Source organism: Variovorax sp. LjRoot84, from assembly GCF_964254305.1.
Taxonomy (GTDB): Bacteria; Pseudomonadota; Gammaproteobacteria; order Burkholderiales; family Burkholderiaceae_C; genus Variovorax.
On record NZ_CAXUTE020000001.1, the window covers coordinates 4,720,271 to 4,739,482 of the forward strand.

The 19,212-nt window shown below is 66.4% G+C and carries 18 protein-coding genes; all 18 read right to left on the minus strand.

Features of this window, described 5'->3' with window-relative positions; translation table 11 throughout:
- The 18 genes from hisG to ACSQ9I_RS23575 all read right to left on the minus strand — a co-directional run bounded on the left by hisG (window position 1) and on the right by ACSQ9I_RS23575 (window position 19,206).
- Entirely contained in the window at window positions 1-642 is a 642-nt protein-coding gene (gene hisG, locus ACSQ9I_RS23490) for an ATP phosphoribosyltransferase (RefSeq protein ID WP_436314642.1), read from the minus strand.
- A complete protein-coding gene (gene murA, locus ACSQ9I_RS23495; RefSeq protein WP_436305183.1) occupies window positions 639-1,925 on the minus strand; it encodes a UDP-N-acetylglucosamine 1-carboxyvinyltransferase in 1,287 nt (428 codons plus the stop codon). Before murA ends, hisG begins: the two co-directional genes overlap by 4 nt.
- Window positions 1,926-1,944: 19 nt before the next feature.
- On the minus strand, window positions 1,945-2,187 hold the full coding sequence (locus tag ACSQ9I_RS23500; RefSeq protein ID WP_093105629.1) for a BolA family protein: 243 nt from the start codon (window positions 2,185-2,187) through the stop codon (window positions 1,945-1,947).
- Window positions 2,188-2,189: 2 nt separating this feature from the next.
- Entirely contained in the window at window positions 2,190-2,954 is a 765-nt protein-coding gene (locus tag ACSQ9I_RS23505; RefSeq protein WP_436315813.1) for an ABC transporter permease, read from the minus strand.
- Complete coding sequence (locus tag ACSQ9I_RS23510) at window positions 2,954-3,901, minus strand: ABC transporter ATP-binding protein (protein WP_436314643.1); 948 nt, start codon at window positions 3,899-3,901, stop codon at window positions 2,954-2,956. The genes ACSQ9I_RS23505 and ACSQ9I_RS23510 overlap by 1 nt, the downstream gene beginning before the upstream one ends.
- 166 nt (window positions 3,902-4,067) lie before the next feature.
- Window positions 4,068-4,340: an STAS domain-containing protein gene (locus ACSQ9I_RS23515; RefSeq protein ID WP_093105624.1), complete on the minus strand. Its 273-nt coding sequence runs from the start codon at window positions 4,338-4,340 to the stop codon at window positions 4,068-4,070.
- Between the two features lie 16 nt (window positions 4,341-4,356).
- Entirely contained in the window at window positions 4,357-4,968 is a 612-nt protein-coding gene (locus ACSQ9I_RS23520) for an MlaC/ttg2D family ABC transporter substrate-binding protein (protein ID WP_436315814.1), read from the minus strand.
- A gap of 156 nt (window positions 4,969-5,124) precedes the next feature.
- Window positions 5,125-5,871 (minus strand): MlaA family lipoprotein, encoded by a 747-nt coding sequence (locus ACSQ9I_RS23525; protein ID WP_436314644.1) that lies wholly within the window; start codon window positions 5,869-5,871, stop codon window positions 5,125-5,127.
- Window positions 5,868-6,356: an outer membrane lipid asymmetry maintenance protein MlaD gene (gene mlaD, locus ACSQ9I_RS23530; RefSeq protein ID WP_436314645.1), complete on the minus strand. Its 489-nt coding sequence runs from the start codon at window positions 6,354-6,356 to the stop codon at window positions 5,868-5,870. Before mlaD ends, ACSQ9I_RS23525 begins: the two co-directional genes overlap by 4 nt.
- Before the next feature lie 20 nt (window positions 6,357-6,376).
- Window positions 6,377-7,159 (minus strand): lipid asymmetry maintenance ABC transporter permease subunit MlaE, encoded by a 783-nt coding sequence (gene mlaE / locus ACSQ9I_RS23535; RefSeq protein ID WP_436305189.1) that lies wholly within the window; start codon window positions 7,157-7,159, stop codon window positions 6,377-6,379.
- A complete protein-coding gene (locus ACSQ9I_RS23540) occupies window positions 7,156-8,010 on the minus strand; it encodes an ABC transporter ATP-binding protein (RefSeq protein WP_436293290.1) in 855 nt (284 codons plus the stop codon). The genes mlaE and ACSQ9I_RS23540 overlap by 4 nt, the downstream gene beginning before the upstream one ends.
- An 81-nt stretch (window positions 8,011-8,091) precedes the next feature.
- On the minus strand, window positions 8,092-9,570 hold the full coding sequence (locus tag ACSQ9I_RS23545; protein ID WP_436314646.1) for a glutamate synthase subunit beta: 1,479 nt from the start codon (window positions 9,568-9,570) through the stop codon (window positions 8,092-8,094).
- Window positions 9,571-9,736: 166 nt separating this feature from the next.
- The gene (locus tag ACSQ9I_RS23550; protein ID WP_436314647.1) at window positions 9,737-14,479 is read right to left on the minus strand and encodes a glutamate synthase-related protein; all 4,743 of its coding nucleotides are present in this window, start codon (window positions 14,477-14,479) and stop codon (window positions 9,737-9,739) included.
- Between the two features lie 185 nt (window positions 14,480-14,664).
- Window positions 14,665-15,357 (minus strand): transposase, encoded by a 693-nt coding sequence (locus tag ACSQ9I_RS23555; protein ID WP_436296450.1) that lies wholly within the window; start codon window positions 15,355-15,357, stop codon window positions 14,665-14,667.
- Window positions 15,358-15,378: 21 nt separating this feature from the next.
- Entirely contained in the window at window positions 15,379-16,245 is an 867-nt protein-coding gene (locus ACSQ9I_RS23560) for a class I SAM-dependent methyltransferase (protein ID WP_436293286.1), read from the minus strand.
- A complete protein-coding gene (locus tag ACSQ9I_RS23565) occupies window positions 16,242-16,817 on the minus strand; it encodes a DUF1415 domain-containing protein (RefSeq protein ID WP_436314648.1) in 576 nt (191 codons plus the stop codon). The genes ACSQ9I_RS23560 and ACSQ9I_RS23565 overlap by 4 nt, the downstream gene beginning before the upstream one ends.
- A complete protein-coding gene (locus ACSQ9I_RS23570; RefSeq protein ID WP_436314649.1) occupies window positions 16,814-18,076 on the minus strand; it encodes an MFS transporter in 1,263 nt (420 codons plus the stop codon). The genes ACSQ9I_RS23565 and ACSQ9I_RS23570 overlap by 4 nt, the downstream gene beginning before the upstream one ends.
- Complete coding sequence (locus ACSQ9I_RS23575) at window positions 18,073-19,206, minus strand: deoxyguanosinetriphosphate triphosphohydrolase (RefSeq protein ID WP_436314650.1); 1,134 nt, start codon at window positions 19,204-19,206, stop codon at window positions 18,073-18,075. Before ACSQ9I_RS23575 ends, ACSQ9I_RS23570 begins: the two co-directional genes overlap by 4 nt.
- Window positions 19,207-19,212: the final 6 nt, after the last annotated feature.

Genomic DNA, 19,212 nt, shown 5'->3' on the forward strand with positions numbered 1-19,212 from the left:
TCAGGCGGAAGGAATGGCCGAGGCGAAGGCGTCGATGATGCGGCGGATCGGCGCTTGCTTGAGCTTGAGCGCGGCCTGGTTGACCACCAGGCGCGCGCTGATGTCCATGATGCGCTCGACCTCGACCAGATGGTTGGCCTTGAGCGTGTTGCCGGTCGACACCAGGTCGACGATGGCGTCGGCCAGGCCGGTGAGCGGCGCAAGCTCCATGCTGCCGTAGAGCTTGATCAGGTCGACGTGCACGCCCTTGCTGGCGAAGAACTCGCGCGCCAGGCCGACGTACTTGGTCGCGACCTTGATGCGCGAGCCCTGCTTGACGGCCGATTCGTAGTCGTAGTCGGCGCGCACGGCCACGCTCAGGCGGCAGGCCGCGATGCGCAGGTCGAGCGGCTGGTAGAGGCCCTGGTTGCCGTACTCGAGCAGCACGTCGAGCCCGGTCACGCCGAGATCGGCGCCGCCGTACTGCACGTAGGTGGGCACGTCCGAGGCGCGCACCAGCACCACGCGCACGTCAGGCCGCGTGGTCGCGAGAATCAGCTTGCGCGATTTCTCGGGGTCCTCGGTCACCTCGATGCCGGCCGCGGCCAGGAGCGGCAGCGTTTCCTCGAAGATGCGGCCCTTGGACAGGGCGAGCGTGATCACGGCTGCATCTCCGCCGGCCCGGCCACGCGCTCGATGTCGGCGCCGAGGCCGCGCAGCTTGCTTTCCATGCGGTCGTAGCCGCGGTCCAGGTGGTAGATGCGGTCGACCAGCGTTTCGCCGTCGGCCACCAGCCCGGCGATCACGAGGCTGGCCGAGGCGCGCAGGTCGGTCGCCATCACGGTCGCGCCCGAGAGCTGCGCAACGCCTTCGATCACGGCGACCTTGCCGTCGGTCTGGATCTTGGCGCCCAGGCGCAGCATCTCGTCGACGTGCATGAAGCGGTTCTCGAAGATCGTCTCGGTCACGGTCGAGGTGCCTTCGGCGATCACGTTGAGCGCCATGAACTGGGCCTGCATGTCGGTCGGAAAACCCGGGTATTCGGTGGTGCGGAAGCTCTGCGCCTTGAGGCGGCCCTGGCTCTGGACGCGGATGCCGCCGTCCACCGCGGCCACCTGGGCACCCGCCTCGCGCAGTTTCTCGATCACCGCATCGAGGTGGTCGGCGCGGCCATGCTTCAGCACGACATCGCCGCCGGTGGCCGCGACGGCGCACAGGAAAGTGCCGGCCTCGATGCGGTCGGCCACCACCTGGTGCGTGCAGCCGTTGAGCTTGTCGACGCCCTGGATGCGGATGCGGCTGGTGCCGTGCCCTTCGATCTTCGCGCCCATCTCGATCAGCATCTCGGCCAGGTCGGAGATCTCGGGCTCCTGGGCCGCGTTTTCCAGCACGGTCTCGCCGTCGGCCAGCGCGGCGGCCATGAGGAAGTTCTCGGTGCCAGTGACGGTCACCATGTCGGTCGTGATGCGCGCGCCGTGCAGGCGCTTGGCGCCGCCCGCGAGGCTGGCCACCATATAGCCGTGCTCGACCACGATCTCGGCACCCATGGCCTGCAGGCCCTTGATGTGCTGATCGACCGGCCGCGAACCGATGGCACAGCCGCCCGGCAGCGACACCCTGGCCTTGCCGAAGCGCGTCAGGAGCGGTCCGAGCGCGAGCACCGACGCGCGCATGGTCTTCACGAGCTCGTAAGGCGCCTCGGCCGTGTGCAGCGGTCCGGCGTCGATGCGCACGGTGCCTTTGTCGTCGCGCTCGGCCGCCACGCCCATGTTGCGGATCAGCTTGAGCATGGTCGTGACGTCGTTCAGGCGCGGCACGTTGTGCAGCGTGACGGGCCGGTCGGTCAGCAAGGCCGCACAGAGTTCGGGCAGCGCGGCGTTCTTCGCGCCGGAAATGAGCACCTCGCCGCGGAGCGTGCGCCCGCCGCGAATCAGAAGTTTGTCCATGAAAGATCCAGCGAGAGAACTAGGAGTTTTGGTCCGCCCATTCGGCGGGCGTGTAGGTCTTCATCGAAAGCGCATGCACTTCGTCGGTGTGCATTTTGGCACCGAGGGTGGCGTAGACCCGCTGATGTCGCTGGATCGCGCGCTTGCCCTCGAACTCGGCAGAAACGATGGTGGCGTACCAATGGCGACCATCGCCCTCGAGCGCGATGTGCTGGCAGGGCAGGCCGGCCTGGATGATTGATTGGAGCTCTTCGGCAGTCATGGTCATCCTCGGATCTTGTAGCCGATGCGAAGCAAGTGAACGGCGACGGCGCTGACGACGAGCCAGGCGCTGCCGACGATCGCCAGGCTCAGCCAGGGCGAGGCGTCGCTGACGCCGAAGAAGCCGTAGCGGAAGCCGTCGATCATGTAGAAGAAGGGATTCAGGTGGCTCACGGTCTGCCAGAACGGCGGCAGCGAGTTGATCGAATAGAACACGCCGGAGAGAAAAGTCATCGGCATGATCAGGAAGTTCTGGAACACCGCCATCTGGTCGAACTTCTCGGCCCAGAGGCCGGCGATCAGGCCCAGTGTGCCGAGCATGGCGGCGCCCAGGAAGGCGAACACGAGGATCCACAGCGGGGCGACGAAGCTCGGCATGGCAAACAGTGCGGTCACCGCGAACACGCCCACACCCACCGCCAGGCCGCGCAGGATCGAGGAACCCACGTAGGCGAAGAACCAGCCCCAATGCGACAACGGCGTCAGCAGCACGAACACCAGGCTGCCCATGATCTTGCTCTGGATGATGGACGAGGAGCTGTTGGCAAATGCGTTCTGAAGCACGCTCATCATCACGAGGCCGGGCACCAGGAAGGCCGTGTAGCTCACCGTCCCGTAGACCTTGACGTGGTCTTCGAGCACGTGGCCGAACACCATCAGGTAGAGCACCGCGGTCAGAACGGGGGCGCCGACGGTCTGGAAGCCGACCTTCCAGAAGCGCAGCGTTTCCTTGTAGAGCAAGGCACGCCAGCCGAGCGCACCGACCATCATCGCGCCACCTCCAAGGGAGTCTGCTCACCGGCCATCAGGTCGATGAACACGTCTTCGAGATCGGCCTTGCGCATCTCGACGTCTTCCACGTCGAGCCCGGCCTCCCGAATGGCGGCGAGCATCTGTTCGACCTCGCGGGCGTTCTGCGCCGGCAGTTGCACGATGCGGCCGGTGATGCGGGCGTGCTGCGCGAGAGCCCAGGGCAGCATGCCGTCGGTCTTGAAGCGCAGCACGTTGCTGGCGGCCGAACGAAGCAGCTCGCTCGTGCGGTCCAGCGCGATCACGCGACCCTGCTTGAGCATCGCGATGCGATGGCACAGCGCCTCGGCTTCTTCGAGGTAGTGGGTGGTCAGCAGCACGGTGCTGCCCTGCTTGTTGAGCTTGGCGACAAACTGCCACAGGGTCTGGCGCAGCTCGACATCGACGCCGGCGGTCGGCTCGTCGAGCACGATCACGGGCGGCTTGTGCACCAGCGCCTGCGCCACCAGTACGCGGCGCTTCATGCCGCCGGAGAGCTGGCGCATGTTGGCGCCGGCCTTGTCGGCGAGACCGAGGCTGAGCAGGAGTTCGTCAATCCAGTCGTCGTTGTTCTTGATGCCGAAGTAACCCGACTGGATGCGCAGCGACTCGCGAACGTTGAAGAAAGGGTCGAACACCAGTTCCTGCGGCACCACGCCGAGCTGGCGGCGCGCCTGGGCGTAGTCGCGCTGGACGTCGAAACCATGGACGCTGATGGCGCCCGAGCTCGGCCGCGAGAGGCCGGCGAGCATGCTGATCAAGGTGGTCTTGCCGGCACCGTTGGGGCCCAGCAGGCCGAAGAACTCGCCCTCTTCGATCTGGAACGTGACCTCGTCGACCGCGCGCAAGCCGGGCTTTCCCTGGGCGCGTTGCTGGCGTGAGGCAGGATAGGTCTTGGAGACCGATTGGAAGGAGATCGCGGGCATGGGAACCCGCGATTTTACGGGGCGACGTCGCAAGCTGCCTCGCAACGGTCTTATTGCCGGATGCCGCCGCCGCCGGGCCGCCCCAAGGCGAGCCGCGCCTCCCCCTCGGGGGGGTGGCGAATTACACGCAGCGAAGCGGAGTGAAAAGCCGGGGGGCTGACATCTTCTACGGTGCGGCCGGCAAAAGGCCTGCCACACCGTACAGCGACGCGAGCTCGCGCAGGCGCGACGGCAAGCCCTTCACCGCGAAGCCGCGACCGAGCGCACTCGACTCGCGCCGGCATTCGAGCAGCACCGCGAGTGCCGACGAATCGAACTGCGCCAGCGCGCTGGCATCGACCACGGTGGACGAACCCGTCTGCCCTGCGAGCCCCTGCCGGAGCATGAGCACGCACGCGGGCGCGTCGTCGTGCGTCAGCTTGGGCGGCAGGACCAGCATCGGGCGCTCTTTCCTGTCACTTCTTGCCGTTGAGCTTGTTGCGCTCCACCAGCTTGGCGATCAGGCCGTCGATGCCCTTGGCGTTGATTTCCTGCGCGAACTGGCTGCGGTAGGTATCGACCAGCCACACGCCGAGCACGTTCAGGTTGTAGATCTTCCAGCCGCCGGCCTCGCCGGGCGTCTTCTCGAGCCGGTAATCGAGTTGCACCGGGTCGCCGCTGCCGCGGACCTCGCTGCGCACCAGCACTTCCTTGTCGTCGGGCGAGCCGCGGAAGGGGCGCACGGTCACGGACTGGTCGCTCACCTGGTCGAGCGCGCCCGCATAGGTGCGCACCAGCAGCTTCTTGAATTCTTCCTGGAGGCGCTGTTGCTGCTCGGGCGTGGCCTGGCGCCAGGCCGGGCCCACCGCCGAAGCGGTCATGCGCTGGAAGTTCACGTTCGGCATGATCTTGGTGTCGACCAGGACCATGATCTTGTTGACGTCGCCCGCCTTGATCGTCTTGTCGGCCTTGATGGTTTCGAGCACATCGGTCGAGAGGCGCTTCACCAGCGCGTCGGGCGCTTCGTCGGCAGCGTGGACAGGCCGCACGAAGGCGGCGGCGCCCGCGAGCAGCAGGCCGGCCAGCATCAGGCGTCCGAAGGAGCGGCGTTGCAGGATCTGGTTCATCGATAAGTCCCTTGTTTGAAGTTTCAGGTCAGACGACCGTGGCAAATTGGAGAAACGGTTCGCCTGCACGGTTCCCGCTCGGAGGTAAAGGGCCGCAACGGGATGCAAGCGCCGGACTCACTCGTTGCCATCATTCGGCAGGTTGCCGTCGTGCACTTCGTTGCGCCGGCGCTGCAGGAAGGCATCGCGGGTGAACGAATACTTGTCCAGCGCGGCATCATCGAGCAGCTGGCCTGCACGCAGCAGGCTGGCCCGGCCATCGATCACGCGCAGCACATACAGCGAGTTGCGCACCGGAATGTCGTTCAACGCGCGCAGCAGATCGCCCCGCCGATCGATCGGCCACGCCGCCGTGTCGCGCAAGGTCGACGATCCGAACAGCGGCAGCACCACGTAAGGACCGCTCGGCACGCCCCAGCGGCCCAGGGTCTGGCCGAAGTCTTCGCTGTGGCGGTCGATGCCGGCCTCGGTGGCGATGTCGAGCAGGCCGCCCAGTCCGAAGACGGTGTTGACGTTCACGCGCATGAAGGTCTCGGCGCTGTTCTGCAGCTTCAGCTGCAGCACGCTGTTGACGAAGCTCCAGACGTCGGACAGGTTGCCGAAGAAGTTGTTGACGCCCGTGCGCACCGGCGAGGGCAGCACTTCGCGGTAGGCCGTCGCGGCGGGACGCAGCACTGCGTCGTCGACGGCGTCGTTGAAGCGTGAAACCCCGCGATTGAAAGGCTCGAAGGGATCGGCCGGATTGGGGTGGGGACCGGTCGCGCAGCCGCTCGCGATGGCGAGAAGGGCAAGCGCGCCGAGGCGGCGCAGAACAGAAGCGCCGCGGATCGCGGACGAAAAGTTGGAAGTGGATCGCGGTTTCATTTCTTGTTGGCGTTACCCGATGGCGTGCTGCCCTCGGACGCCTTGTTGTAGAGAAACTGACCGATCAGGTTCTCCAGCACGACGGCCGATTGCGTTGCGGTGATGGTGTCACCGGCTTGAAGGTTCTTCTCCTCAGCCCCCGCTTCGATCCCGATGTACTGCTCGCCGAGCAAGCCACTGGTCAGGATCTTGAGGGAACTGTCCTTGGGGAAACTGTAACGGCTTTGCAAAGCGAGCGTGACGCTGGCCTGAAAGTTCTTGTCGTCGAATGTGATCGATTCGACACGCCCGACCACCACGCCCGCGCTCTTGACCGCGGTTTGCGGCTTGAGTCCGCCGATGTTGTCGAAGCGCGCATTGACGGGATAGGTCTTCTGGAAGCTGAGGCTCAGCAGGTTGGCTGATTGCAGCGCAAGAAAGAGCAGCGCCGCCGCGCCGATCAGCACGAACAGGCCGACCCAGATGTCGTTGTTGGAACGTTGCATGTATGTGCCTTCCGTCTTAGCTAGATACTGAACATCATCGCGGTCAGCAGGAAATCGAGCCCGAGCACCGCGAGCGAGGCGGCGACCACAGTGCGGGTGGTGGCGCGAGACACGCCCTCGGGCGTCGGCTGGGATTCGTAACCCTGCAGCAGTGCGATGAAGGTCACCGTGAAGCCGAAGACGATGCTCTTGACCACGCCGTTGCCGACGTCGCGCCAGACATCGACGCCGCCTTGCATCTGACCCCAGAAGGCGCCCGGATCGACGCCGAGCATCAGCACGCCGACCACGTAGCCGCCGCTCACGCCGACTGCGCTGAACACGGCCGCCAGCAGGGGCATGGTGATCACGCCGGCCCAGAAGCGCGGCGCGAGGATGCGCTGCACGGGATCGACCGCCATCATCTCCATCGCGCTTAGTTGTTCGCCGGCCTTCATGAGGCCGATCTCCGCCGTCAACGAGGTGCCCGCGCGGCCCGCGAACAGCAAGGCCGCGACCACCGGACCGAGTTCGCGCACCAGGCTCAGCGCGACCAGCAGGCCGAGCGCTTCCGAAGAGCCGTAGCGCTGCAGCGTGTAGTAACCCTGCAGCCCGAGCACGAAGCCCACGAACAGCCCCGAGACCGCAATGATCGCGAGCGAGTAGTTGCCGAGGAAGTGGATCTGGTCGCGCACCAGGCCGAAGCGGCGCAGGCTGCGCGCGCCCCGGAACACCAGGCGCAGGAACAGGTGGGCGCCCAGCCCCAGGTCGGCGAGCTTGGAGCGCACGGCAAAACCCACGTCGGCGGGCCGGTACCAGCTCATTCGCGCTCTCCGTGGGTGTTGCCGAAATCGTCCTCGACGCCGACGCCGGGATAGTGGAAATGCACCGGCCCGTCGGGCAGCGCGTTGACGAACTGGTGCACCAGAGGATCGCCGCTCTGGCGCACCTCCTGCGGCGTACCCTGGGCGGCAATGCCGCCGTTGGCCAGGATGATCACGTGGTCGGCGATGCGAAAGGTCTCTTCGAGATCGTGCGAGACCACGACGCTGGTCAGCCCCAGCGTGTCGTTGAGCTGGCGGATCAGGCGCGCCGCGGTGCCGAGCGAGATCGGGTCGAGCCCGGCGAAGGGCTCGTCGTACATCACGAGATCCGGGTCGAGCGCGATCGCACGGGCCAGCGCCACGCGCCGCGCCATGCCGCCCGAGACCTCGCTGGGCATCAGGTGCCGCGCGCCGCGCAAGCCAACTGCATCGAGCTTCATGAGCACGATGTCGCGCACCAGGGCTTCGGGCAACTGCGTGTGCTCGCGCAGCGGAAAGGCGACGTTGTCGAACACGCTCATGTCGGTGAACAGCGCGCCGAACTGGAACAGCATGCCCATGCGGCGCCGCGCGGCGTAGAGCGCATCGGTCCCGAGCTTGCCGACATCCTGTCCGTCCACCAGCACCTCGCCGCGCTGCGCACGCAGCTGGCCGCCGATCAGCCGCAGCACGGTGGTCTTGCCGCCGCCGGAGGCCCCCATCAGCGCCGTCACCTTTCCGCGCGGCACCGAGAACGAGACGCCATCGAGGATGGGCCGCTCGCCGTAGCCGAAGCCGAGGTCGCGAAATTCAACGAGGGAGGTGGTGGATGGGTCCATATCAAACAGAAAAGCCGGGGCGCCTTCAGGCATCCCGGCTCGCGGTTGCACCCATGATAAATGAAGCACGGGTCATGCCCATGCCCCGAAGTGGGGGCCTAATCCAGGCCTAATTCAGCGCGGCAGATCGCTGAATCCCATCAGGAATTCGTCGACGGAGCGCGCCGCCTGGCGCCCTTCGCGGATCGCCCACACCACCAGCGACTGGCCACGGCGGATGTCGCCCGCGGCAAACACCTTGGGCACGTTGGTTGCGTAGCCGCCGACGAAGTCGACGCTGGCCTTGGCATTGCCGCGCGCATCTTTCTCCACGCCGAAGGCATCGAGCACGTTGCCGACCGGGCTCACGAAGCCCATGGCCAGGAGCACCAGATCGGCCTTCAGCACTTCTTCGGAGCCGGGGACCTCGACCATCTTGCCGTCCTTCCACTCCACGCGAACGGTCTTGAGGCCGGTGAGCTTGCCCTTCTCGCCGATGAACTCCTTGGTCGAGATCGCGAACTCGCGCTCGCAGCCCTCTTCGTGGCTGGAGCTGGTGCGCAGCTTGTAGGGCCAGTAGGGCCAGGTCAGCGGGCGGTTTTCTTCCTCGGGCGGCTGCGGCATCAGTTCGAACTGCGTGACGCTGGCAGCGCCGTGGCGGTTGCTGGTGCCCACGCAGTCGGAGCCGGTGTCGCCGCCGCCGATCACGATCACGTGCTTGCCGGAGGCAGAGATCTGGCCCTTCACCTTGTCGCCGGCGTTGACCTTGTTCTGCTGCGGCAGGAACTCCATGGCGAAATAGATGCCATCGAGATCGCGGCCCGGCACCGGCAGGTCGCGCGACTGCTCGGCGCCACCGGTCAAGATAACCGCATCGAACTCGCGGTCGAGCTGCTCGGGCGTGACGATTTCCTTGGCCCAGTTCGTGACCTTGGAGCCCTTGCCGAGCGGATCCTTGGCGGCGCCGACCATCACGCCGGTGCGGAAGACCACGCCTTCGGCCTTCATCTGCTCGACACGGCGATCGATGTGCACCTTCTCCATCTTGAAGTCGGGGATGCCGTAGCGCAGCAGGCCGCCGATGCGGTCGTTCTTCTCGAACAAGGTGACGTCGTGGCCGACGCGCGCGAGCTGCTGCGCAGCCGCCATGCCGGCCGGGCCGGAGCCGACCACCGCGACCTTCTTGCCGGTCTTGTGCTTGGCCGGCCGCGGTGCGACCCATTTTTCTTCCCACGCGCGATCGATGATTGCGTGCTCGATCGACTTGATGCCCACCGGGTCGTCGTTCACATTGAGCACGCAGGCGGCCTCGCAGGGCGCGGGGCAGATGCGGCCGGTGAACTCCGGGAAGTTGTTGGTCGAATCGAGCACCACGAAGGCGCTCTGCCAGTCGCTTTGGTAGACCAGGTCGTTGAAGTCCGGAATGATGTTGTTGACCGGGCAACCGCTGTTGCAGAAGGGCGTGCCGCAGTCCATGCAGCGCGCACCCTGCACCTTGGCCTGGGCCTCGTCGAGCCCGACAACGAATTCCTTGTGATGCTTGACGCGCTCCTTGACGGGCTTGTAGCCCTCCTCGATGCGCTCATGCTCCATGAAGCCGGTGATTTTTCCCATCGTGATTCCTTTGCTCACCCCCGTTGCTTGCTCACTTCGTGTAGCCTCCTGCCCCCTTCAGGGGGCAGCACCAGCGGCCCGGCAAAGCCGGATCCGCGGTGCTCCCCGAAGGGTTGAGATGGCACACCTAAAGAAGCTGCACGGCGTATGAAGAGTTGTTGCTTGATCAGGCCGTGACCGGCTTGTTGACGACCGCGTGCGGCTCCATGCCCACGTGGGCGTTGTTGCCGCTGCTCGTGAGCTCGACCTGGCGGTCGTGGATCTCGGCCAGCGCGCGCTTGTATTCGTTCGGGAAGACCTTGACGAACTTGGTGCGCGAGACCGCCCAGGTGTCGAGCAGTTCGCGTGCGCGCTTGCTGCCGGTCCAGCGATGGTGGTCTTCCAGGAGCTTCCTGAGCTGCGCCTCGTCGGTCTCGCCGTCGTGCCAGATCTTGCGGTGCACGCTCGCGATCTGCTCGGCGGAGGTCAGCACCTTGTCGAGCGAGACCATCGAGAGGTTGCAGCGCGACGCGAACTGGCCGTCCTCGTCATAGACGAAGGCGACACCGCCGCTCATGCCGGCCGCGAAGTTGCGCCCGGTCTTGCCGAGCACCGCGACCGTGCCGCCGGTCATGTATTCGCAGCCGTGATCGCCGGTGCCTTCGACCACCGCGGTGGCGCCCGACAGGCGCACCGCGAAGCGCTCGCCGGCCACGCCGCACAAGTAGGCCTCGCCGGTGGTCGCGCCGTAGAGCGCGGTGTTGCCGACGATGGTGTTGCGTATCGCTTCACCGCGGAAGTCGAGGCTGGGACGCACCACCACGCGGCCGCCCGAGAGGCCCTTGCCGGTGTAGTCGTTGGCATCGCCGATCAGGTAGAGCGTGATGCCGCGCGCCAGGAAGGCGCCGAAGGACTGGCCGCCCGTGCCTTCGAGCTGGATGCGGATCGAATCGTCAGGCAGGCCTTGCGGATGCACCTTGGTCAGCGCGCCCGAGAGCATGGCGCCGACCGATCGGTTGACGTTGCGCGCCACCTCGATGAACTGCACCTTCTCGCCCTTCTCGATCGCCGGGCGCGATTTCTCGATCAGCTTGTTGTCGAGGCTCTTCGCGAGGCCGTGGTCCTGCGCCTCGACGTGGTAGCGCGGCACGTCGGCCGGCACGTTCGGCTGCGCGAACAGGCGGCTGAAGTCCAGGCCGCGGGCCTTCCAGTGCTCGATGCCCTTCTTGGTGTCGAGCAGGTCGGCGCGGCCGATCAGCTCGTCGAAGTTGCGGATGCCCAGCTGCGCCATGATCTGGCGCACTTCCTCGGCAACGAAGAAGAAGTAGTTCACCACGTGCTCGGGCTTGCCGGTGAACTTCTTGCGCAGCACCGGGTCCTGCGTGGCCACGCCGACCGGACAGGTGTTGAGGTGGCACTTGCGCATCATGATGCAGCCCTCGACCACCAGCGGCGCGGTCGCGAAGCCGAACTCATCGGCGCCAAGCAGTGCGCCGATGGCGACGTCGCGGCCGGTCTTCATCTGGCCGTCGGCCTGCACGCGGATGCGCCCGCGCAGGCGGTTGAGCACCAGGGTCTGCTGGGTCTCGGCCAGGCCGATCTCCCACGGGCTGCCCGCGTGCTTGATCGACGACCACGGCGACGCGCCGGTGCCGCCGTCATGGCCCGCGATCACGACGTGGTCGCTCTTGCACTTGGCGACGCCGGCCGCGATCGTGCCGACGCCGACTTCGCTCACCAGCTTGACGCTCACGCTCGCGTGCGGCGCGACGTTCTTCAGGTCGTGGATCAGCTGCGCCAGATCCTCGATCGAATAGATGTCGTGGTGCGGGGGGGGAGAAATGAGGCCCACGCCCGGCACCGAGTAGCGCAGCGCGCCGATGTAGTTGGACACCTTGCCGCCCGGCAGCTGGCCGCCTTCGCCAGGCTTCGCGCCCTGCGCCATCTTGATCTGCAGCTGGTCGGCCGACGAGAGGTACTCGGCGGTGACGCCGAAGCGGCCCGAGGCGACCTGCTTGATCTTCGAACGCAGCGAGTCGCCGTCCTGCAGAGGCAGGTCGACCTCGACGTTGGCTTCGCCGATCACGCTCTTGAGCGTGTCGCCCACCTTGATCGGGATGCCCTTGAGCTCGTTGCGATAGCGCGCCGGGTCTTCGCCGCCCTCGCCGGTATTGCTCTTGCCGCCGATGCGGTTCATCGCGACGGCGAGCGTCGAATGCGCTTCGGTGCTGATCGAGCCCAGCGACATGGCGCCGGTCGCGAAGCGCTTGACGATCTCGCTCGCCGGCTCGACCTCGTCCACGGAAATCGCCTTGGCCGGATCGATCCTGAACTCGAACAGCCCGCGCAGCGTGAGATGGCGGCGGTTCTGGTCGTTGATGAGCTGCGCGTATTCCTTGTAGGTGTTGAAGTTGTTGGCGCGCGTGCTGTGCTGCAGCTTGGCGATCGCGTCGGGCGTCCACATGTGCTCCTCGCCGCGCGTGCGCCAGGCGTATTCGCCGCCGGCGTCGAGCATGTGGGCGAGCACCGGGTCGTCGCTGAAGGCCGCCTTGTGCATGCGGATGGCTTCCTGCGCGATCTCGAACACGCCGATGCCCTCGACGCGGCTGGCGGTGCCGGTGAAGTACTTGACGATCGTTTCGCTGTTGAGCCCGATGGCTTCGAAGAGCTGCGCGCCGCAGTAGCTCATGTAGGTGCTGACGCCCATCTTCGACATGATCTTGGACAGACCCTTGCCGATCGCCTTGACGTAGTTGTAGATCGCCTTCTCGGCGCTCAGGTCGCCGGACAGGTCTTCATGCATCGCGGCCAGGGTTTCCATCGCGAGGTACGGGTGCACGGCCTCGGCACCATAGCCCGCCAGCACGCCGAAGTGATGCACCTCGCGCGCCGAGCCGGTCTCGACCACCAGGCCGGCGGTGGTCCGCAGGCCTTCGCGCACCAGGTACTGGTGGATGGCCGACAGCGCCAGCAGCGCGGGGATCGCGATCTGGGTCGGGCTCACCGCGCGGTCGCTCACGATCAGGATGTTGTGGCCGCCCTTGATCGCATCGACCGCTTCGGCGCACAGCGAGGCCAGCTTGGCCTCGACGCCCTCCTCGCCCCAAGCGAGCGGATAGGTGATGTCGAGCGTGTAGCTCTTGAACTTGCCCTGCGTGTATTTGCCGATGTCGCGCAGCTTCGCCATGTCGCCGAAGTCGAGGATCGGCTGGCTCACCTCGAGCCGCATCGGCGGGTTGACCTGGTTGATGTCGAGCAGGTTCGGCTTCGGACCGATGAAGGACACCAGCGACATCACGATCGCCTCGCGGATCGGATCGATCGGCGGGTTCGTGACCTGCGCGAACAGCTGCTTGAAGTAGTTGTAGAGCGGCTTGTTCTTGTTGGACAGCACGGCCAGCGGGCTGTCGTTGCCCATGGAGCCGATGCCCTCCTCGCCGGCCGCAGCCATCGGGCTCATCAGGAACTTGATGTCTTCCTGCGTGTAGCCGAAGGCCTGCTGGCGATCGAGCAGCGCGACCTGGCTCACCGGCGCCTGCACGGCCTCGGCCTCGACGCTGTCGAGCTTGATGCGCAGGTTCTCGATCCACTGCTTGTAGGGCTTGCTGTTCGCGAGGGTGGCCTTGACCTCCTCGTCGTCGATCATGCGGCCTTGTTCCAGGTCGATCAAGAACATCTTGCCGGGCTGCAGGCGCCACTTGCGCACGATCTTCTGCTCGGGCACGGGGAGCACGCCGGATTCGGAGGCCATGATCACCAGGTCGTCGTCGGTCACGCAGTAACGCGAGGGCCGCAGGCCGTTGCGGTCGAGCGTGGCGCCGATCTGGCGGCCGTCGGTGAAGACGATCGAGGCCGGGCCGTCCCAGGGCTCCAGCATCGCGGCGTGGTACTCGTAGAAGGCGCGGCGGCGCGTGTCCATGGTCGCGTGCTGCTCCCAGGGCTCGGGAATCATCATCATCACGGCCTGGCTGATCGGGTAGCCGGCCATCGTGAGCAGTTCGAGGCAGTTGTCGAAAGTAGCGGTGTCGGACTGATCGGCGAAGCTGATCGGATAGAGCTTCTGCAGATCTGCACCCAGCACCGGCGAGGACATCACGCCTTCGCGCGCCTTCATCCAGTTGTAGTTGCCCTTGACCGTGTTGATCTCGCCGTTGTGCGCGACATAGCGGTACGGGTGGGCCAGCGGCCACTCGGGGAAGGTGTTGGTCGAGAAGCGCTGGTGCACCAGGCCCAGGGCCGAGATGCAGCGCTTGTCCTGCAGGTCGAGGTAGTAGGTGCCGACCTGATCGGCCAAGAGCAGACCCTTGTAGACCACCGTGCGGCTCGACATGCTCGGAACGTAGTACTCCTTGCTGTGCTTGAGCTTCAGGCGCTGGATGCTGGCACTGGCGGTCTTGCGGATCACGTAGAGCTTGCGCTCCAGCGCGTCCTGCACGATCACGTCGTTGCCGCGACCGATGAAGACCTGGCGCAGGAGCGGTTCCTTCTTGCGCACGGTCGGCGACATCGGCATCTCGCGATTCACCGGCACGTCGCGCCAGCCCAGGAGCACCTGGCCTTCGGCCTTGATGGCGCGTTCCATCTCCTGCTCGCAGGCCTCGCGGGAAGCATGCTCCTTGGGCAGGAAGATCATGCCGACGCCGTACTCGCCGGGCGGCGGCAGCGTGACGCCCTGCTTGGCCATCTCTTCGCGGTACAACAGATCGGGCAGCTGGATCAGGATGCCGGCGCCGTCGCCCATCAGCTTGTCAGCGCCCACTGCGCCGCGATGGTCCAGATTCTCGAGAATCTTCAAGCCCTGCAGCACGATGGCATGGCTCTTTTCGCCCTTGATGTGGGCCACGAAGCCGACACCGCAGGCGTCGTGCTCGTCGGCACCGGAGTAAAGGCCGTGTTGTTGGAGATGCTCGATCTCGGCAGCCGTTGTCATGGGCGTGCTCCTTCAATTTTTCGCAGGGAAAAGGAGCATATTGCGTTGCACAAATAATGCCAAACACTTTATTTGGGGTCAGATTCCAATTTCATTCCATACCCATAGGAACAACTTAATTAAGGGACACATCAAAATTGATAGCAAATGGACTGTATCCTGCGCGGGCACCGGCATTTTTTCGATCAGCTCTGGGCGGCCGGCGGGCGGCCAGGGCGGGCCTTGAGCACACGCCGCGGCGTGGCTTTTTGTAACGACTCCAGAAAGTCGCGATCCCCCACAGCCCAGCCATGCAGCGTGGCCTCGGTCAACTCCGCTTGATCGGTGGCCGGAACGCCCGCGCGCACCAAATCGGCATACGCGGCTTCGCGGGCGAACGGCGTGTTGCCCAGCGCCCAGTACAAAGGATGCGGCGTCAGCAGCTTGTCGTGTCGCAGCCCGGCATAGTGCGCATGGCTCGACCACGGGTAGTCGCGCGCCTCCGCGGCGATGCCGGCCCGCACCGGGTTCAGGTCGATGTAGGCCATGCAGGCCAGCAAGTAGCGATCGGTCTGGATCAGCGTCGACTTGTAGCGCCCTTCCCACAAGGTACCGCTGCGTCCATGCCGGTCGTTGAAGTAGCGCACGTAGCGCCGCCCGATCGCCTGCATCCACTGCGGCAGTCCGTCGGCGCTCGAAGGCGTGGCGAGCAGGTGGAAATGGTTGTCCATCAGCACATAGGCGTGCAAGGCGATGCCGAAGCGCGCGGCGTTCTCGCCCAGCAGGCCCAGCAGCATCTCGCGGTCGGCGCGGTCGATGAAGACGGCTTGGCGGTTGTTCCCGCGCTGGATCACGTGGTGCGGCTGGTCGGCCAGCGTGAGGCGGGGCAGGCGTGCCATGGCGCGGATTCAGCGCATCGATCAGGGCAGGCGAAAGCGCGTCGCCAGCAAGGACTCGAGCCCGAACTGCTCCAGCAGCTCGCGCAGCCGCGCCGCGGCGCTGGCTTTGCGCTGGCCGGTATGGCGCGCGATGATCAGCTCGTTCTTCATGCTGTGCTCCCAGCCCACCAGCTCGGTCACCGTGACCTGGTAGCCGTTCGCCTCCAGGTAGAGGCAGCGCAGCACGTTGGTGAGCTGGCTGCCGATTTCGCGCGTGTGCAGCGGGTGGCGCCAGAGCTCGGCCAGCGGTGTGCGCGACAGCGCCAGCGCCTTGGTCTGCCGCAGGCAGGCGGCAATCTCGGCCTGGCAGCAGGGAACCAGCACCATGAAACGCGCTTCTTTCGCGAGGCCGAAAGCGATCGCATCGTCGGTGGCGGTATCGCAGGCATGCAGCGCGGTCACGATGTCGATCCGCGCCGGCAGTTCGCTGGCGCCGGCAGATTCGGCCACGGTGAGATTGAGGAAGGACATGCGCTCGAAACCGAGCCGTGCAGCAAGCGCGCGCGACCGGTCGACCAGTTCGGCCCGGGTTTCGATGCCGTATACGTGCCCACCGCCGCGCTGGTTGAAGAACAGGTCGTAGATGATGAAACCGAGGTAGGACTTGCCCGCGCCATGGTCGGCCAGCGTGGCCTGGGCGCCCTCGTTCGGCAATTCGTGCAGCAGCTTCTCGATGAACTGGAACAGGTGATAGACCTGCTTGAGCTTGCGGCGCGAATCCTGGTTGAGCCGGCCCTCGCGCGTGAGGATGTGCAGTTCCTTGAGCAACTCGATCGATTGACCGGGCCGCAACTCGCTTTGCAGGTCGGCTTCGGCTTTCGACGCGCGGGCGACGGTCTTGCTGCTCATCGCGCCGCTCCGCCCGGACCGACGTCCAGCGCCGCCCATCCTTGCGCACCAAGCGCTTCGAGCGTCTGGATGTTGCGCCCGAAAATGGCCTCGGCATCCGGGAAGGCTTCGACGGCGCGGCTCACGCTGTCTTCGCGCAGCAGGTGCAGCGTGGGGTACGGCGCACGATTGGTCGCGTTGGTGATGTCCTCGGCCTCCGTGCCGGCGAACTGGTAGTGCGGATGGAAGCTCGCCAGTTGGAACTGGCCGTCGAAACCCGCGCGCATCAGCCGACGCTCAGCGCGCGCCGTGAAATCGTTGAAGTCCAGAAAGTCGGCCAAGGTGTTCGGTGCGATCAAGAGTGTGGTGTCGCGTTCGGAAGGGTCCCGGGCCGCGAGCTCGTGCGCTTCAAGAAGCAGCGCATCGATCAGGTCGGCCTCTTCGCCCGGCAGATAGACGGCATAGTGAATCTGTCCTCGCACATGCACCGCCTTCGCAAAGGGGCATAGGTTGAGACCGATGACCGCGCGCTCGAGCCAGCGTTGCGTGTCGGCCTGCGCCTGTGCTGCCGAAATTGTGGCACCTGTGTTCATGCCGTGCCCGTGCGGGGACTTGAAGGCGACACGCGGGATACGAGGGCCATCCCCGCCAGCGAGCAGGCCAAGGTCACGACCCAGGTCCATTGCCAGCCCCCGGCGCGGTGGGCGATCCAGGCGACGACCGGCGGCGCGATGAACTGCCCCAGCGACGAGGCCTGCTGCATCATCCCCACCGTCGTTGACACGGTGGAAGGCCCGGGCGCCAGCCGGACCGCGAGCATGAAGAGCGTGGCCGGCACCACCCCGCCGCCGAGCGAGAACATGCAGATCGCGAGATAGCGCAGCGCGGGCGGCAGGCTGGCGGCATCGGCGGCCTGGCCGATCTGCGCAAAGGCCGCGACGCCGCCGAGCGCCATCACGACGAAGCCCACGCGCAGCAGGCGCTCGGGCGCGATGCCGTGCTGCAGGAAGCGGCCGCCGGCGACGTTGCCGACGATGTTCATCGCCGCCGCGAGCGCCGTCAGCGCTGCGTTCCAGGCATCCGGCACGCCAGCGTCGGTGTAGATGGCGGGCAGGAAGCCGATCACCGCCATCCATTGCGCCGAGTACACCGCGAACGCCAGCGCGAGCGTCCAGGGTCCGCCTGCGCGCACGGTATCGAGCAGGCGTCCCGACCAGTTCTCCGGCGAGATGGCGGCAGGCGATGCCATGCGCTTGTTGTCCGCGGGCACGCCGAGCGCGACCCACGCCGCGGCGGCCGCCGACACCAGCGACAGCACCCACCACCAGCCCGGCCAGCCGGCCCACGCGATGAACGCGGGCCCGAGCAGAAGCGCCAAGGCGACGCCGAGCGGCATGTAGGCGCCCCAAAGACCCATCGCCGCCTTCTCCGTGCTCGGCTGCGACATGGAACGGATCAACCCGGGCCCCGGCATCACCACCAGGAGAAAGCCGACGCCTTCGAGTGCACGCAGCACCAGCAGCAGGTGAATGGCCTTCGCCCCGCCCTCGCCGGAGCTCCCGACCAGCCCGCCGAGCACGCTCGCGCCTGTGATCACGGCCAGGCCCGCGAGCATGCTGCGGCGCAGTCCGATCGTGTCCGCCGCCAGGCCGACCACGAGGCCGAGGGTCATGCCGGCGACCTGCACCAACGACAGCAGAAAGCCTGCTTCGACCAAGCCGATGCCCAGAGAGGCCTGCAAGGCCGGGACGGCCGGCGCCAGCTTGCCGAGATGCAAGGCGGCCGCGACGCCCGCCACGACCACGGCGAGCGCAGCGGCGGGTATGCGTGCATGCGCTTGGCTGCGGCTCATTCTTCGGTCCACCGCCGTCCAGTGAGGCGCTCGTGTTCCCGCATCGCGAAGCGATCGGTCATGCCGGCGATGTAGTCGGCCACCGCGCGATGCCGGTCCGCACGCTGCGCATAGGAGTCGGGCATCTCTTCGGCGCGGGCCAGATAGGCGGCGAACAGCTCGCGCACGACCTGCTGCGCCCGGTCGGTGGTCTGCGTGACGCGCGGATGCCGGTAGAGATTGCGAAAAAGGAACTGCTTGAGCTCGATGGATTGCGCGCGCATGGCCTCGCTGAAGAGCACCAGCGGCCCGGCCCTGCGCGCGGCGTCGGCATCGGCCGGCGCGGCCGCCTCGAGCGCGGCGCGGGTGGCATCGATCACGTCGTAGACCTGCGCGCTCAGCATCCGGCGGATCGCCTCGTAGAGCACGCGCCGCCCCTGCAGTTGCGGATACTCGGCCAGCGCTTCGCGGCGATAGCGGTCGAACAGGCCGACCTCGCTCACGCGCTCGATGCTGATCAGCCCCGACCTCACGCCGTCGTCGATGTCGTGGGCGTTGTAGGCGATCTCGTCCGCGAGGTTGCAGAGCTGCGCTTCGAGCGAAGGCTGCGTGCCGTCGCAGAAACGCCGCGCCACGCCGCCCGGCTCGCTCGCCTCGATGCGCTCCGCATTCGTTCGGGAGCAGTGCTTGAGGATGCCTTCACGGGTCTCGAAGCTCAGGTTGAGGCCGTCGTACTGCGGATAGCGGTGTTCGAGTTCGTCCACGACACGCAGGCTCTGCAGGTTGTGCTCGAAGCCCCCGTGCTCCGTCATGCAGGCATTGAGCGCGTCCTGGCCCGCATGGCCGAAAGGCGTGTGACCGAGGTCGTGCGCCAGCGCGACGGCTTCCACCAGGTCTTCGTTGAGCCGCAGCGCGCGGGCGATCGAACGGCCGAGCTGCGCGACCTCGAGCGAATGGGTCAGGCGGGTGCGAAACAGGTCGCCCTCGTGGTTCAGGAACACCTGGGTCTTGTAGACCAGGCGCCGGAACGCGGTCGAATGCACGATGCGGTCGCGGTCGCGCTGAAAGGCATCGCGCGTGGGCGCAGGCGGCTCGGGATGCCGCCGCCCGCGCGAGCGCGCCGGATCGCTGGCATGGCGCGCCAGGCTCATCGCGAA